Here is a 15,649-nt window from a genome sequence, read left to right as displayed (position 1 = left end):
GCCGCCACGGATGCCGCCGCGGGCGCTGCCTCGTCCGCGGACGGCTGGCGGGTCGGCATCCGCGACCCACGCGCGCCAGAAAGCCTGGCGGCGGTCGTGACGCTCGCCGACGGCGCCTCGACCGCCAGCTCGGGCGACTACGAGCGCTTCTTCGAGGTGGACGGCGTGCGCTACGCGCACATAGTGGATCCGCGCTCAGGTTTGCCGGCCCGGGGCGTGGCAGCGGTGAGCGTGATCGCGCCTTCCGGCATGGACGCGGACGCGCTGTCGACCACGCTCTATGTGCTGGGGCCGGGGCGCGGGGCGTGCCTGCTGGAGACCCGGCCCGGAGCCGGCGCGCTGTGGTTCCTGGATGACGGCGGAAGCGCCGAGCGCCCGCTCACCGCGCTGGTGGCGGGGGAGCGAGCCGGCGCCTTTTCGCGCGCCGGGGAATCCCAGGACGGATTCGGGGTAGCAAGTGCCGACGACCCGGCGCGCGCCTTCGAGCGCGCGCGCTGCACCACGGAGGGCTGATCGCCATGCACGAAATCCTGCGCAAGCGCATCCTGCGACGCCTCGAGGGACTCCCCGAGGGCAAACTCTACCAGATCCTCGACTACATCGAGTTCCTGGAGTCGCGCTACGGAGAGCCGTCCGCGGCGCCCTCCGGGCTGCAGAGCTTCGCGGAGCGCCTGGAGGACCGCATGCGCGCCCGCTCGGTGGTGCCCAGCGTCATGAGCGGCACCATGAAGGTGTTCGGAGCGGCGGGGAAGGTCCTGGACGAGGTGTCGTCGGTGGGCCGGGGCCTGGTGGAGGGGATCGGCGAGGGCCTGAGTACGCCGGCCACGGGGCCTCAGCCGGTGCGCGACGCCGCCGGCTCGGCGGTGGACGAGGGGGACGAATCCGACTCCGAGCAGGCCACCGGACCGGTGCTCGCGGACTCCGAGGACGACGGGCCGCAGCCCGCTTGACTCCCCCCCGGGGCCCGGGTAGCTTGCCGGCACCCGAGCCGGGCGGGGGCGGTGCACTCCGGCCGCCGGACGACCGATCGGGGCCGCAATCGCCCGCGGTGAGGATGAACCCACGTGGGAGAATCCGCCGCGGGCGTCTTGTATCCCGGCGGGAAGCGCATGGCTGACAATCGACCCGACGAGCGCGATCAGGGCGAGGCGCTCACGTTCGACGACATTCTTCTGGTGCCCGCGCACTCGACCGTGCATCCCACGGCGACCTCGGTGCGCACCCGCCTCACGCGCGCGATCGAGCTGCCGATCCCGCTCGTATCGGCCGCCATGGATACGGTGACCGAGTCCGGCATGGCGATCGCCATGGCGCGGGAGGGTGGGCTGGGCATCGTACACAAGAACATGTCGGTGGAGCTGCAGGCGTCCGAGGTGGACCGCGTCAAGCGCTCCGAGAGCGGCATGATCATGGACCCCATCACGCTGACCAAGGGCGCGACCCTGGCCGAAGCGGCGACCATGATGACGCGCTTCTCCATCAGCGGCGTGCCGATCATCGACGGGGACGGCACGCTCGTCGGCATCCTCACCAACCGTGACCTCCAGTTCGAGGCGACCGACGACCGCCCCATCAGCGAGGTAATGACCTCGGAGGGGCTCGTCACGGCCCCCGTGGGCACGTCGCTGGAGGAGGCAGAGCGGATCCTGCACGAGCACCGCATCGAGAAGCTCCCGGTGGTGGATGGGGAGGGGAAGCTGCGCGGGCTGATCACCGTCAAGGACATCTTCAAGCGCCGCCAATTCCCCAACGCCTGCAAGGACGACCACGGGCGCCTGCGCGCGGGCGCCGCGATCGGCGCCTCCGACGCCGACCTGGAGCGCGCCGCGGCGCTGGTGGAGGCGAGCGTTGACGCGCTCGTGATCGACACCGCGCACGGCCACTCCGACGGCGTCCTGCGGGCGCTCGAGAAGGCGCGCGAGCGTTTCCCGGACACGCAGATCATCGCCGGCAACGTGGGCACGGCAGATGGGGCGCGGGCGCTGGTGGAGCGCGGCGTCGACGCCGTCAAGGTGGGCATCGGCCCCGGCAGCATCTGCACCACGCGCGTCGTGACGGGGGTCGGCGTGCCGCAGTTCACGGCCGTCTCCGAGGCCGTGCGCGGCGCCGACGCGGAGGTGCCCGTCATCGCCGACGGCGGCATCAAGTACTCGGGCGACATAGTGAAGGCGCTGGCGGCCGGCGCCCACGCGGTGATGATGGGGTCGCTGCTCGCGGGCACCGAGGAGAGCCCCGGCGAGAGCTTCCTGCTCGAGGGCCGCCGCTTCAAGATCGTGCGCGGCATGGGCTCGCTTTCCGCCATGGAGGAGGGCTCCGCCGACCGCTACTTCCAGGACGCCTCCAGCCCGGCCCGCAAGTTCGTGCCGGAGGGCATCGAGGGGCGCGTGCCCTACAAGGGTCCCATGGCCGACGTCGTGTATCAGCTCGTCGGCGGCCTGCGCAGCGGCATGGGATACTGCGGCTGCGCCGACATCGACGAGTTGCGCACGAGCGCTCGCTACGTCCGCATCACCGCCGGCGGACTTCGGGAGTCGCACCCGCACGACGTGGTGATCACCCGCGAAGCGCCCAACTACCACGGGTAGGACGGAGGATGATGCCCAAGAAGGAATCGTCCGGCCCGACGGACCAGAAGCGGGTCCGGCTGATGTCCGTCGTGCGCACCCCCGAACGCGACGGGCGGGTGCGCATCCGCGTGGAGCTCGAGTGGAAGGGGGAGTCATATTCGGGCGAGTCGATTGACGAGTCGGGCTACGTTATCGAGCTCCGGACCTCGGCCATGGCGGCGCTGGACGCGGTGACGAAGACCGCCCAGGAGCTGCGCGCCCGGGTGGTCGGCGCCAAGGAGGTGCGGGCCTTCGACCACACCCTGATCGTCGTCGCCGTGGCCACCGATTCAGGCCCCGGAGGCAACTCCCTGGTGGGCGCCGTGCTGCGCGGCTCCGACCCGGCGCGCGCGGCGGCCATGGCGCTGCTCCAGTCGCTCAACCGGGTCCTGGGCAACTACCTGCGGGTGTCCGACTGAGCGGGACGACTCGCGGAGTGCGCGCCCGGGAGTCTAGTGTGCAACGGTACACTAGGGCACCGCGAGGCGTATGACCGCGTCCGCGTAGCCGTTGGCCGGATCGACGCCGTGCCTGCGCAGCGAGTCGACCCGGGTCGGCCCCCTGTTGTAAGCCAGCAGCGCGGTGCGCCTGTCGCCGTCGTAGCGCTCGATGAGCGACCGCAGATAGCGGAAACCGACGCGCAGGTTGGTGCGCTCGCGGAACAGGTCGCGCCGCTCCAGGTCCGGCTCCAGCCAGAACGCGGTGCTCGGCAGGACCTGGGTCAGGCCCACCGCTCCGCGATTGCTTACCACCCGGCGTCTGAAGCTGCTCTCCACGCGCACCAGCGCGAACGCGAGCGCGGGGTCGACGCCCTCACCCACCGCCGCGTCGTAGATCTCGGCTGCGAGGTCGGCGGGCACGCCGAAGCGCGCTGAATAGGTGATGACGCGGTCCAGCCGGGTGATGCGGTCCTCCAGCACCGCGCGCTCTCCGGCGCCCGCCTCGCGCAGTATCTGGGCCCGCTGCTCGGCGGCCCGGTCGCGGGCGGCGCGCTCCGTGGTGGCGGTGTCGGCTCCCCCGCCGAGGCTGGCGAGTCCCACCAGCGCCACCGCGGCCACCATCACCGAGCTCCGGCGCAGCAACGAGGGTCGCGGGGCCGGCGGCGCGGCGCGCGCGGGCGGGCGGGCCCGGCGCTCCACGAAGTCGGGCCAGCCGGGAACCCCGCTCACGATGACGCCTCTTCGGTCCAGGTGCCCGACCTGCCTCCCTCTTTGCGCACGACGCGCACGTCTTCCAGGCGCATGCCGCGGTCCAGCGCCTTCGCCATGTCGTAGACCGTGAGGAGCGCCGTGGTGACCGCCGCCAGCGCCTCCATCTCCACCCCCGTGCGGGCGCGAGTCTTGACCGTCGCGCGCGCGCGCACGCCCGGCAGCGACTCGTCTATGTGCAGCTCAACGTCGGCGCCCGTGAGCGGCAGGGGGTGGCACAGCGGGATCAGCTCCGGGGTGCGCTTGGCGCCCTGGATGCCGGCGATGCGCGCGACCGGAAGCGGATCGCCCTTGGGCGCTTCTCCGCGCACGATGGCGCCCAGCGTCGCCGCGTCCATGCGCAGCGCGCCCTCGGCGACGGCCACGCGTTGCGTGACGTCCTTGTCGCCTACGTCGATCATGCGGGGAGAGCGGGACTCGGGAGCAGACACCCGGAAAATCTAGCCGCGAACGGTCGTACGCAGTAGAGCGGCGTAGACAAGGGGGCGGCTAGTGTACCGTTGCAGAAGTCCCGTAGGCATTCGGTGCGCGCTGCATCCCGCGGGTGTGGCGCGGTGCACACGGGACTTCCGCGCCGGCACGCTCTCGCGCTGGGGGCGGCCTACCGCGCGGTGCGCCGCAGGTCCGTCAGAAGCTCCAGGGTGACAAGCTGCGGATCCGCGTTGCGGCGCGCCGCCTCGAGCGCGCGGTCGATCGCGTCCAGCGCGTCCGCCGACCGCTCCGCGGCCCGCGGCGCGCGCGCGGACCAGCCCTCCACCAGATCCACGCGGTCGGCGTTGATGACCGCGCCCGCGCCCGCCGCCTCGTGCGCCGCCACGTCGCGGAACCAGCCGGCGAGCAGCTCGAGCGTCTCCACGAACTCGCCGCGCGATCCGGCCACCGGCATGGCCAGCGCCATGGCGTAGCGCGGCGTCTCGTCGTCGGCCAGCGCGGCGTCCATCAGCCGGGCGGCCTTGAGCCTGGGACCCGAGTCCTCCTCGGATTCCGCCAGCAGCCGGAGCGCCTTGCCGATCGAGCCATCGGCGAGCGCGGCCAGCACCTGGGCCCGCCCGTCGTCCACGCCCGCGTGCTCGGCGAGGAACCCCGCCACATCGTGCGCAGGGATCGGCCCGAGGCGCACCGCCACCACGCGCGAGCGGATGGTGGGCAGGAGGGCGTCCGGGACCGGCGAGGTGATCACCACGTGGGTGTCCGGTGGCGGCTCCTCCAGCAGCTTGAGGAACGCGTTGGCGGCCTCGGGGCTGGCCTCCTGGGGGACCATCGCCTGTGCCTCCCCGACGATCAGAACTCGACGGCGCGCCATCGCCGGGCGGGGCGTAATCGTCCTGCGCATGGACTGCACCTGCGCCAGGTAGATGCCCCTCACCTCGCCGTCGTCCCGCAGGGCGAGCGGCGCCGTACGGATCTGCTCCAGCCTCTCGGCACGCGCGTCCTCCAGCGCGGACGTCAGGCGATTGCCGGAGGCGCCGCGCGGCCGCGCGAGGGGAAAGAACCAGTGCACGTCGGGGTGCTCCAAGCGGAGCGCCAGGGTGCAGCCGCGGCACGTCCCGCAGGGACCGTCCGGGGTGGGCGCCTCACACACCTGGAGCTGGCCCAGCCAGAGCGCGACGCGCTGCTTGCCTACCCCGCGCGGGCCGTGGAACAGAAGGGACTGCGGCAGGCGTCCTTCGGACGCGGCTCGCGCGAGCGCGGCGCGCGCCTGCTCGTGACCTACGACCGGGGGCAGGGACCGGTCCGCGCTCACCGGCGCGCGCGCAGCCACGTGAGCGGGTCCACGGCCTCCGGTACGCCGCCGCGCACCGGAACGCGTACCTGGAACTCGATGTGGGCGCCCTCGGGCGTTCCCTCACCGCCAACCGTGCCCAGCACCTGTCCCTTGGTCACCGAGTCGCCGACTCCCACCGCCATCGATCGCAGATACAGGTAGAGCGTGTAGTACCCGGCGCCGTGGCTGACCCACACCGATGGGCCGTAGCCCTCGAACTGGCCGGCGTGCACTATCCTGCCCTCTTCCACCGCGCGAACCGGCGTACCCGCGGCCGCGCCTATGCCCACGCCGTTCCAGCGCAGCACCACGCCGTTGGCGCGCCGTTCCGGCCCGAAGCGGTATGCCAGCCGACCGTCGACCGGCCAGTCCAGCGAACCCAGGTCGGCCATGTCGAGCGCTCCGCCGCCGGTGGGCGCGCCGCCCGCGATCACGCGGCTGCGCTCCTCCTCGAGCCGGCGCCGCTCCAGTTCCGCGATGGCGCCGGCGAGCTGCCGCTCGTCGGCTTCCAGCTCCCCGAGCCGGGACCGCGTGTCCGCCTCCCGCCGCCTCGCCCCGCGCAACGCGTTCTGCGCCTGGCCCTCGAGGCGCTCCAGGCGCGCCACCTCGGCGATCTTCTCCGAGCGCAGGCGCTCCAGCTCGCGCAGGCCCAGCCCCAGGTCGCGTTCCTGCGCCACGAGGTCGCCTTCGAGCGAGCTCACCTCGCTCACCAGGAGTTGCTCCGCGAGCGCGATCTGCTGGAGGTACTTGTAGCGCGTCAGGACGTCGGCGAAGCTCTGCGCGCCAAGCAGCACTCGCACGGTGTGCATCGGCCCGCGCTTGTAGATCTCGCGCAGTCGCCGGTTCAGCACCGCCTTGCGCTCGCGCAACTGGTCGCGGGTGCGGGTCAGAGCGCCGGAGATCTCCTCTGAGCTCGTGGCGAGGGCGGCGGTCTGGAAGTCCATCTCGCGCAGCGCGGCGACGCTGGCGTCCACCTGGCCCTCCAGGTTGGTGACCCTGCGGGTGGCGCTCTGCACCTGGTTGCTGAGCTGCCGCATCTCCGTCTGCAGCCGTTCCCGCTCGGCGCGGATTTGCTCGAGCCGCTGCCGGCTCTCCTGGATCTCGCGCGTGACCTGCGCGGTCGCCGGCGCGGCCGAGGCGGTCAGAAGCGCGCCGATCGCCAGCGCGGCGAGCGTCCTCACGTCGTGCGCAGGTAGCGCCGCACGGCGAACGCGCTGGCCAGCATCCCGAGCAGCGCTCCCGCCAGCAGCCCCAGCCCCACCCACTGGGCCGGCATCCACGCCAGGTGCACTACGCGGCCCGACAGGACGCGGAACACCAGGTAGGTGGCGCTCAGCGCGGCGGCGCCTCCGAGCACCCCCGTGAACAGCCCCTCCAGCAGGAACGGGCCGCGGATGAAGGCGTCGCCCGCGCCCACCAGGTGCATGATCTCGATCTCCTCCTTGCGGGCGAAGATGGAAATGCGCACCGCGGCGCCGATGATGAGCGCCGCCACCAGTCCGAACGTCGCCCCGAGAACCACGCTGGCGGCGCCCGCCACCTTGCGCAGCAGAAAGACCTTGTCCAGCCAGTCGGCGCCGAAGCGGACGTCCTCCACGATCGGCATCTCACTGGCCGCCGCCGCGACCGCGCGCACCCCGGCGGCGTCCCGATAACGTGCCAACATCCGTATCTCGAGCGACGCCGGCAGCGGGTTGACCTCCAGCGAGGAAAAGATCGAGTCGAACTCGGCCATGTCGCGGCGCGCGTTGTCGAGCGCCTGCTCGCGCGTGACGTAGAAGACCTGGTCCACGTCGGGTCGCTCCACGAGCGCGGCCTGCAGCTCGGTGACCTGATCGGGGCTGGCCGAGTCGCGCAGGTAGGCAACGATTTCCACCCGCGACTCCACCTCGTCCAGCACGCGGTTGACGTTCCACGTCGCGACGCCGAAGAGGCCCACGACCAGCAGCGACAGGCCGATCATGGCGGCAGAGAGGGCGGTGAGGAGCGGCGCGCGCCGGAAAGCCGCGAGCGCTTCGCGCAGGGCGTGATTCACGCTGCGCCTCGCTCGGCCGAGTCGAAAACGATCTTGCCGTGGTCCAGCTCGAGGACGCGCGCGAAGGCCGCGCGGCGCACCAGCTCCAGGTCGTGGGTGGCGAACACCACCGCCGTCCCCGCGGTGTTGATCTCGGAGAAGAGATCGTACACGCCGCGCGTGGCGCGCTCGTCCAGGTTGCCGGTCGGCTCATCAGCCAGCAGCACCAGCGGATCGTTTGCGAGAGCGCGCGCGATCGCCACGCGTTGTTGCTCGCCTCCGGACAGCTGGCTGGGCAGCGCCCCCGACTTCGTGGACAGGCCGACCTGGCTCAGCAGGCGGGCGACCCGGGTTCTCACCTCCGCGCGCCGCGCGCCGGTGACCTCCAGCGCGAAGCCCACGTTCTCCGCGGCGGTGCGGTCCTGGAGTAGCCGGAAGTCCTGGAACACGTAGCCGATCTTGCGGCGCAGCCTGGCAATGTCGCGGCGTCGGACCTTGGACCCGGAGTAGCCGCTCACGCGGACCTCGCCGGAGGTGGGCCGCTCGGCCATGTGCAGGAGACGCAGCACGGTGGATTTCCCCGCGCCGCTGTGGCCCGTCAGGAAGCAGAAGCCGCCCTTGCCGAGCTGGAAGCTCACGCCGTCCAGCGCGGTCGCCCGGGCGTACCGCTTGACTACGTTTTCGAACCGGATCATTCGGGTTCGCCCCCTACCCCCATCCCCGCATCGCCAAGTGGGCCGCGAGGCCGATCGCCTCGTTCATGGAAGTTGGGTCCGCGACCCCCCTTCCGGCAATGTCCATAGCGGTCCCGTGGTCCGGGGACGTGCGCGGGAAGGGCAGTCCGAGGGTCACGTTTACGCCCGTTCCGAACGCCGCCGTCTTGAACGCAGCCATGCCGACGTCGTGGTACGGCGCGATCACCGCGTCGAACTCACCTCGCAGCGCGCGCGTGAAGACCGTGTCCGCCGGGAACGGCCCGGACGCGTCCACGCCGGCGTGGCGCAGGCCCTGCACCGCCGGCGCCAGCACGTCGGCCTCCTCGGTGCCGAACAGGCCGCCGTCGGAGGCGTGCGGGTTGAGCGCGCACAGCGCCACGCGCGGCTCGGCGATTCCCCAGCCGGCGCGCAGGCCGGCCGCACCCAACAGTCCCTGCTCCACCAGCAGATCTCGGGTAACGGCGGCCGGTACGGCCGCGAGAGGCAAATGGGTGGTGGCCAGGACCACCCTCAGGGGACCGCCCAGGCGCGTTCGCTCGGCGGCCATCATCATGGCGACCGCCCCGGAGGCGGTGAGGTGCCGCAGCAACTCGGTGTGTCCGGGGAAGGCGTACCCGCCGCGCTGCAGCGCGTGCTTGTCGATGGGAGCGGTGACGAGGGCGTCCACCTGGCCGGCCAGCGCGGCGTCCACCGCCGCGCGGATGGCGTCCCCGGCGAGCCGCCCCGCCAGCGCGTCGCCCGCGCCGGGGGTCCAGGCTCCGACCTGGCGGAACTCCGCTTCGCCGAGGTCGACGTCCGCGCCGGCGGGTCCGAAGACGAGGAAGGACGCGCGGCCGGCGTGCTCGCGGACGCCGGCGGCGGCGACCTCGGGCCCGATCCCGCGCGGGTCCCCAAGCGTCAGCGCCAGCCGGGGTCGGGACGCGGGCTCCGCGGCTGCGGTCAGAGCCGGACGTCCACGTACATGCGACTGCTCAGCTCCCCCACCACCTCTTGATACAGGCGCTGGTCCTGGAGCTGCTGCCGCAGCGTGGCCTCGGCCTCATCGAACGAGAACTCGCCGGCCGCGGCGACTTCCGTGAGCAACACGACCGCGAACTTCACGTCGGGCGGACCCGGCAATTCGAGCGGACCCGCCACGTCGCCCACCTGCCCCGTTTCCAGCGCCGCGGCGTACGCGGGCTGACGCTGCTGCAGGAGGTCGCGCGGGAAGGGGCCGACGCGCGACTGCTCGCCGGTACCCTCGTCGTGGTACTCCTCGATCATGTCCTCGATGGAGGCGCCGTCGCGCAGCGCCGCGGCTACCGAGTCGGCCCGCGCCCGCGCGCGCTCGCGATCGGCGTCGGTGATCTCCGGCGTCACCAGTATGTGGCTCGCCTGGCGCTCGGGCCCCTTGGTCTTCTCGAGCTTGATCACGTGGAAGCCGAAAGGGGTCTCGACGATGGGGCTGATCTGGCCGACGCGCATGGTGAACACCACGCGGTCGAACTCGTCGACCATGATGCCGCGCCTGAACCAGCCCAGGTCGCCGCCCAACTGGCGGCTGCCGGGGTCGTCGGAGTGGCGCCGGGCGAGCGCCTCGAACTCCGCGCCCTCGGCGAGTTCGTCGAGAATGCCGCGCATCTCCTCGAGCGCCGCTTCCTTGGCCTCTTCGGACGGCTCCGGGGCGATCACCACCTGGCGGAAGCTGACCGTGGCCGGGCGCTGCCCCAGCCGCTCCTTCTGCTCTTCGTAGAGGTCGCGCACGTCCTGATCGGTCACCGGCGGGTAGCCGCGACTCTGCCGCATCTCGCGCATGTAGGCGGTGATCGTCTCGCGCTTGCGCAGGCGGCCGGCAAGGATGTTGCGATACGCGGCCAGGGTCAGCCCCTCCCGCTGCAGCGCTGCCTGCATGGCCGGTGCGCCGCCTTCATTGGCGTAGCGCGCCTCCACCTGCTCGATCTCCTGATCGACCCGGCCCTGGATTTCCTCTTCGGGAACGATGACCGAGTCCTGGAGCGCGGCCTGCACGATCACGAGCTCCTCCACCAATCCCCGCAGGATCTCGCCGCGTAGCTCGGCCAGCGCGACCGGGTCGTTCGGTAGTTGCTGCCCGGCGCGCGCCAGGTCCACCAACTGCTCGTCCAGGTAGCTGCGCAGGACGATGCTGTCGCCCACCACGGCGGCTATGCCGTCGAGCAACTGCGGCGCCGCCTGAGGCTGGGTCGGGGCGGGTAGGTCCGGCTCCTGCGTGGCCGCTCTCGCGGGTGGCAGCAGCGCCACGGTCGCGAGCGCGAGCGCCGCGGCGCGCGGAAAATGCGGGAGCTGGGGAGCTGTCATGGTGCGCCAAAGCCGTGTGTGGATGAACGCGGGGCCGACGCATCCGCGCCGGCCCCGCATTGTATGCTCGGACTCCGGGTCGGTTCCGCTCGCCCGTCAGCCGCCTTGCTCTTCGGTCTGCTCGCCGTCGGGGACCGGCTGCGTCGGCACCGGCTGCCCTTCGGGCAGCTCGGGCAGGTTCTCCCGGCGACCCTCGTTCGTTACGCGGATGACCTCCTCGGCCGCCTGCATGAAGATGCGGGCGTTGGCGCCCTCTCTCAGGAAGTGTGAGAGCGGTCCCAGGGGCGGGACGTTGCGGCGACCGGCGGCCGCCTCGACCAGCGCCTCGAACACGACCCGGTCGATCATGGCCCGCTCGTCCTCGCCCTCGACGGGCTGGAGGTCCGCCAGCCCCATCCCGGTCGTCGCGGCGCGCAGCATCGATCGCGCCGCCGCCACCACGCTGTCCTGCTCCACCTGGGTGGCGGTGTGGCCGGCACGGCGCGCGGACTCGATCAGGATCTTGTTGCGCGCCTGCTGCTCCAGGATGCCCTGGACCTCCTCGTCGCCGGCCGCGGCCAGCTGCGCCAGTTGCGCCTGGGCGACCCTGTAGAGGAGATCGGCCAGGTCGCCCACCGTGTAACGGCCGTCGCGGTAGGAGACGAGCGTCCGGCCCCGCCGCCGCGCGCCCAGCTCCGCCTCGCGGTCCCTGGCCAACTCACGAACGACGTCGGGAGCCTCCGGTTGCACCTCGATCTCCAGCGCCTCCAGCAGGCTGTCCACGTAGGCCTGCTCGGCCTCGAAGACGAGCTGCGTCTTGAGCGACTGGGCGAACGCGTCCTTGCGCTCCTCGTAGTTGGGCTCGCGTCGCTCCTCTACCTTGATGACGTGGTAGCCGAAGCTGGTTTCCACCACGTCGCTGACGTCGCCCGGCTGGAGCGCAAAGGCGGCCTCCTCGAACGGCCTCACCATCTGCCCGCGCGGGAAGAAGCCCAGGTCCCCGCCGCGCGTCGCGCTGCCGGGGTCCTGGCTGTATTCCTCGGCCAGAGCGCCGAAGTCGTCGCCTGCGGCTGCGCGGCTGCGCACGTCCGCGATCAGCGTGCGCACGCTGTCTCGCACTTCGGGTGTCGCGTCCGGCGTGACCTGCAGCAGCACGTGCCTCGCGCGCACCTCCAGGCCCGGCTGGTCCTGGTCGAAGCGGGCGCGCAGCTCGTCCTCGGTGAGGATCGTGTCCACCACGACCACGTCGTCGCGGTACCTGCTCACCACGATGTTGTCGATCTCGGGCTGCACTACGTCGCGCAGGTCCAGGCTCTCCAGCGTCGAGTCACGCGCAACGTGGCCGGCCAGCAGCGTGTAATCGATCCACACGTTGGCCAGCGCCTCGACCACGTCCGGCTGCGCTGGCAGGCGCGGATTGTCGATCAGCAGGCGCGACACCTCCTGGACCGTGAACTCGTGGCCGCCCGCCCGGGCGAGCACGTCGGTGTGCGAGGACAGGGCCTGACCCACGCCTTCGCACGCCGAGATCGCGACCGCTCCGGCCAGCACCGCGGTCGTCGCGACGATTCTCCTCATCCCGTAAAGCTCCATTCCGTCGTTTCCTTTTCAGGGCGCACGAAGGTACCCCGGGGGCGGATCAGGTTCCAGCCCGCCAGCGGCCGCTTCAGGCGGCCTGCACCGCGCGAGGGGACAACAACTCGAGCGCCTCGGCGAGCGTGTCCGCCAGAGGCTCCGTGCCGTAACGTCGGAGCACCAGAGAAAGTGGCATGGCGCGGCGCACCTCCACCTCCAACTGGCGGTCCCGGAACGCGCCCTGGAGCGCAGCCATGCGCGGTACCACGGCTTCCGCCCAGTTGACCCGCGCCTCGTGCTCGCGCAGCAGGATGCGCTCCACGCCCAGGCGCTGGCCCAGCAGGCGGAGCCGCGCTGCCAGCAGCAGCCTGCCGACCGGCGCCGGGGGCGCGCCGAAGCGATCGGTCAGCTCCTCCGCCAGCGCGGCGATCTGCGCCGGTTCCTCGGCCCGTGACAGACGCCGGTACACGTGCAGCTTCTGGGAAGCGTCGGCAATGTAGCCGTCCGGTATCAGCGCGGTACCCTCGAGCGTCACCTCGGGCGCGGCGTGCCGCGCGCGGTCCGGGTCGTCCCGGAGCCGGCGCACTGCGTCCTCCAGCAGGCGCGTGTATGTCTCCAGGCCCACGGCGTGCACGAAGCCCGACTGATCGGCGCCCAGGATGTTGCCGCCACCGCGCAGCTCCAGGTCCTTCATGGCGATCGCGTAGCCGCTGCCGAGCTCGCTGAAGTGCTCCAGGATCCTGAGCCGGCGCTCGGCGTCCTCTTTCACCCCGTCGGGCACGACCAGGTAGCAGTAGGCGCGGTGGTGCGAGCGGCCCACGCGGCCGCGCAACTGGTACAACTGGGCCAGGCCGAACTGGTCTGCGCCGTGGACGATGAGCGTGTTGGCCGTCGGCACGTCCAGGCCGTTTTCGATGATCGCTGTGGCCACGAGAACGCGGGCCTCACCCGAGATGAACCGGCGCATGGCCTCCTCCAGCATCGGGCCGGCCATCTGCCCGTGAGCCACGACCACGGGTACGCCCGGAACGAGCCGCCGCACGCGCGCGCCCACCTCGTCGATCGTCTGCACGCGGTTGTGCACGACGAACACCTGGCCGCCGCGGTCCAGCTCGCGGCGCAGCGCGTCCTCCAGCACCTCGTCGTGCCACGGCAGGACGTGCGTGAGCACGGGCATGCGGTCCCGCGGTGGGGTGCGAATCAGCGTCAGGTCGCGCAGCCCCCCCAGCGCCATGGACAGCGTGCGCGGGATCGGCGTCGCCGACATGGACAGCACGTCCACGTCTCGCTTGCGCTCCTTGAGCCGCTCCTTGTGGCGCACGCCGAAGCGCTGCTCCTCGTCCACGACGATCAATCCCAGGTCACTGAAGACGACGTCCGGCTGGAGCAGGCGATGGGTGCCGATGATCACGTCGATCGACCCCTGAGCCAGGTCCGCCAGGATGCGCTTCTGCTCGGCGGGCGTGCGGAAGCGCGACAGCGCCTTCACGCGCACCGGGAAGTCCGCGAGGCGCGCCGCGAAAGTGTGCACGTGCTGCTCGACGAGGATGGTCGTGGGGGCCAGCATGGCCACCTGCTTGCCGTCCTGCACCGCCTTGAACGCGGCGCGCACGGCCACCTCGGTCTTGCCGTAGCCCACGTCCCCGCACAGCAGTCGGTCCATGGGCCGCTCGGCCTGCATGTCGGCTTTCACGTCGACGGTGGCCTGGCGCTGGTCGGGCGTGTCCTCGTACAGGAACGCCGACTCCATCTCGCGCTGCCAGCGGGTGTCTTCAGGGAACGCATGGCCGCTAGCCAGACGCCGCGCCGCGTACAGCTCCAGCAGCTCGCTCGCCATCTCCTGGATGGCCTGCTCGGTGCGGCGTTTCATGGACTTCCACGCGCGCCCCCCGATCTTGTGCACGCGCGGCGCCTCGCCCTGCTCCGCGTCCGGCCTCCAGCGCTCGATCAGGTCCAGCCGATAGACCGGCAGGCGCAGGATCTCGCCGCCCGCGTATTCGATCGCCAGCGATTCTATCTCGCGCTCACCCACCTTCACCCGCTCCAGCCCGCGGAAGCGCCCTATGCCGTGATCCAGGTGGACCACGTAGTCGCCCGGCTGGAGCTGCGCGAGGTTCTCGAGCGCGAGCGCGCCCCGGAAGCGCCGGGCGCGGCGCACGCGACGGTCGCGGCGGAAGATCTCGTGGTCGGTGAGCACGCGCAGCGGCGGCTCGGCACCCTCCAGCGCGAAGCCGGCGTCGAGCGTCCCCAGCGCGAGAGCGGCGCCCGCCGGCAGCGCGCCGGCTTCGCCGAGCAGCTCCTCCAGCCGCTGGAGTTGCCCCGGGTTGTCGCACAGGATGAGCGTGCGTTCGCCGCGCGCCTCGGCCTGCCGCAGGAGCCCCGTCAGGCGGTCCATGTCGCGGTCGATCGCCTCCGGCTCACGCGCCCGAAAGCGCACCTCGGCGTCCGCCGCGGCGCCCACCGTGAGGGTGGGGAACGCGTCCAGCCGAGCCAGCGCCTGCTCGGGCGGCAGGAAGAGGCGCTCCGGCGGTTCCGGCTCGCCCCCGCGTCGGTGCTCCGACTCGTGCAGCGCCAGCACCTCGCCCCAGGTCGCCGCGAACCCCTGAGGCACGTCCACGCCGGGCAACCGGATCAGGAGCGCCGCCGCGGGCAGCACGTCCAGCAGCGAGCGGCGCACGGACGCGTCCCCGCGCGCGGGGGTCGCCGACACGTCCACCGGCAGGATGTCGGCGCGCTCCACCTCGCCCGTGGAACGCTGATCCAGCACATCGAAGGTCCGTATCGACTGGATCTCGTCGCCCCAGAACTCGACCCGGAGGGGGTCCGGAGTGCCGAATCCGAACAGGTCCACGATGCCGCCCCGCACCGCGAACTCGCCTACGCCCTGGACCATCGGCGCGGACTCGAAACCGAGCTGCTCCAGCCGCTCCGCGAGCCGGCGCGGGCCCAGCGCGTCTCCGCGCGCGAGCCGCACGCGCAGGTCCTCCAGGCTGGCCGGTAGGTCGGAGAGCTCCTGGAGCGCCCTGGGGGTGGTGACGAGCACGCGCACGCGCCCGGCCAGCAGCGCCTCCAGCGCCTCGACGCGCAGGCCGCTCACCTCCAGGTGGTGCTCGCCCGCCTCGTAGGGAAGGGTCTCCCGCTGCGCGTACAGGCGCGCCGATTCCTCCCCGAGGATCGCCTGCAGGTCGGCCTCGACGGCCTCGGCGAGCGGCGGCGACGGAGACACCAGCACGACCAGGCGCTGCGGCTCCGCCTCCGCCAGCGCCGCGGCGAGCAGCGCTGCCGAGGAACCGGCGAGTCCGCCTAGCGCGCGGCTCTCGCCCGCTCTCGGCAGGGACTCCACGAGCCGGACGAAAGCGCCCTGCCGGCGCATCGCCTGGAGCAGCACCGGGTGCACTAGGCCCCGCCGGACGCGGCCGAGCGCCTCCCCGCGGCGCGCGCGCCCCCCCCCGGGGCCGCCGCGCGGCCGC

Annotated in this window: 14 protein-coding genes; 4 read left to right on the top strand and 10 right to left on the bottom strand. The window is 72.2% G+C overall.

Features of this window, described 5'->3' with window-relative positions; translation table 11 throughout:
- The 4 genes from ABFS34_12665 to ABFS34_12650 all read left to right on the top strand — a co-directional run.
- A partial coding sequence (locus ABFS34_12665) for an FAD:protein FMN transferase (GenBank protein ID MEN8376294.1) occupies positions 1 to 513 on the top strand: 513 nt, incomplete at its 5' end.
- A 5-nt stretch (positions 514 to 518) separates the two neighbouring features.
- Complete coding sequence (locus ABFS34_12660) at positions 519 to 950, top strand: hypothetical protein (GenBank protein ID MEN8376293.1); 432 nt, start codon at positions 519 to 521, stop codon at positions 948 to 950.
- A gap of 159 nt (positions 951 to 1,109) precedes the next feature.
- Positions 1,110 to 2,585: an IMP dehydrogenase gene (gene guaB, locus ABFS34_12655; GenBank protein ID MEN8376292.1), complete on the top strand. Its 1,476-nt coding sequence runs from the start codon at positions 1,110 to 1,112 to the stop codon at positions 2,583 to 2,585.
- Between the two features lie 8 nt (positions 2,586 to 2,593).
- Positions 2,594 to 3,025 carry a hypothetical protein gene (locus tag ABFS34_12650; protein MEN8376291.1) on the top strand — a complete coding sequence of 144 codons (432 nt, stop codon included), beginning with the start codon at positions 2,594 to 2,596 and terminating at the stop codon, positions 3,023 to 3,025.
- A gap of 51 nt (positions 3,026 to 3,076) precedes the next feature.
- On the opposite strand, the gene ABFS34_12645 is transcribed toward ABFS34_12650, so the two are convergent.
- The 10 genes from ABFS34_12645 to mfd all read right to left on the bottom strand — a co-directional run.
- A complete protein-coding gene (locus ABFS34_12645) occupies positions 3,077 to 3,775 on the bottom strand; it encodes a lytic transglycosylase domain-containing protein (GenBank protein ID MEN8376290.1) in 699 nt (232 codons plus the stop codon).
- Positions 3,772 to 4,254: a cyclic pyranopterin monophosphate synthase MoaC gene (moaC, locus tag ABFS34_12640; protein MEN8376289.1), complete on the bottom strand. Its 483-nt coding sequence runs from the start codon at positions 4,252 to 4,254 to the stop codon at positions 3,772 to 3,774. Before moaC ends, ABFS34_12645 begins: the two co-directional genes overlap by 4 nt.
- Before the next feature lie 161 nt (positions 4,255 to 4,415).
- Entirely contained in the window at positions 4,416 to 5,576 is a 1,161-nt protein-coding gene (locus ABFS34_12635; GenBank protein MEN8376288.1) for a hypothetical protein, read from the bottom strand.
- Positions 5,555 to 6,760: a peptidoglycan DD-metalloendopeptidase family protein gene (locus ABFS34_12630; protein MEN8376287.1), complete on the bottom strand. Its 1,206-nt coding sequence runs from the start codon at positions 6,758 to 6,760 to the stop codon at positions 5,555 to 5,557. The genes ABFS34_12635 and ABFS34_12630 overlap by 22 nt, the downstream gene beginning before the upstream one ends.
- Positions 6,757 to 7,614: a permease-like cell division protein FtsX gene (locus ABFS34_12625; protein ID MEN8376286.1), complete on the bottom strand. Its 858-nt coding sequence runs from the start codon at positions 7,612 to 7,614 to the stop codon at positions 6,757 to 6,759. Before ABFS34_12625 ends, ABFS34_12630 begins: the two co-directional genes overlap by 4 nt.
- Entirely contained in the window at positions 7,611 to 8,288 is a 678-nt protein-coding gene (gene ftsE, locus ABFS34_12620) for a cell division ATP-binding protein FtsE (protein ID MEN8376285.1), read from the bottom strand. Before ftsE ends, ABFS34_12625 begins: the two co-directional genes overlap by 4 nt.
- Before the next feature lie 13 nt (positions 8,289 to 8,301).
- Positions 8,302 to 9,186 carry a 4-hydroxythreonine-4-phosphate dehydrogenase PdxA gene (gene pdxA / locus ABFS34_12615; protein MEN8376284.1) on the bottom strand — a complete coding sequence of 295 codons (885 nt, stop codon included), beginning with the start codon at positions 9,184 to 9,186 and terminating at the stop codon, positions 8,302 to 8,304.
- Between the two features lie 62 nt (positions 9,187 to 9,248).
- Positions 9,249 to 10,625, bottom strand: coding sequence for a peptidylprolyl isomerase (locus tag ABFS34_12610; GenBank protein ID MEN8376283.1), 1,377 nt, complete (start codon positions 10,623 to 10,625; stop codon positions 9,249 to 9,251).
- 96 nt (positions 10,626 to 10,721) lie between these two features.
- Positions 10,722 to 12,182, bottom strand: coding sequence for a peptidylprolyl isomerase (locus ABFS34_12605; GenBank protein MEN8376282.1), 1,461 nt, complete (start codon positions 12,180 to 12,182; stop codon positions 10,722 to 10,724).
- Positions 12,183 to 12,270: 88 nt separating this feature from the next.
- The coding region (gene mfd / locus ABFS34_12600; protein MEN8376281.1) for a transcription-repair coupling factor at positions 12,271 to 15,649 on the bottom strand (3,379 nt) is incomplete at its 5' end.

The organism is Gemmatimonadota bacterium (genome assembly GCA_039715185.1).
GTDB lineage: Bacteria > Gemmatimonadota > Gemmatimonadetes > Longimicrobiales > RSA9 > DATHRK01.
This window is presented reverse-complemented; position numbering and strand designations above follow the sequence as displayed.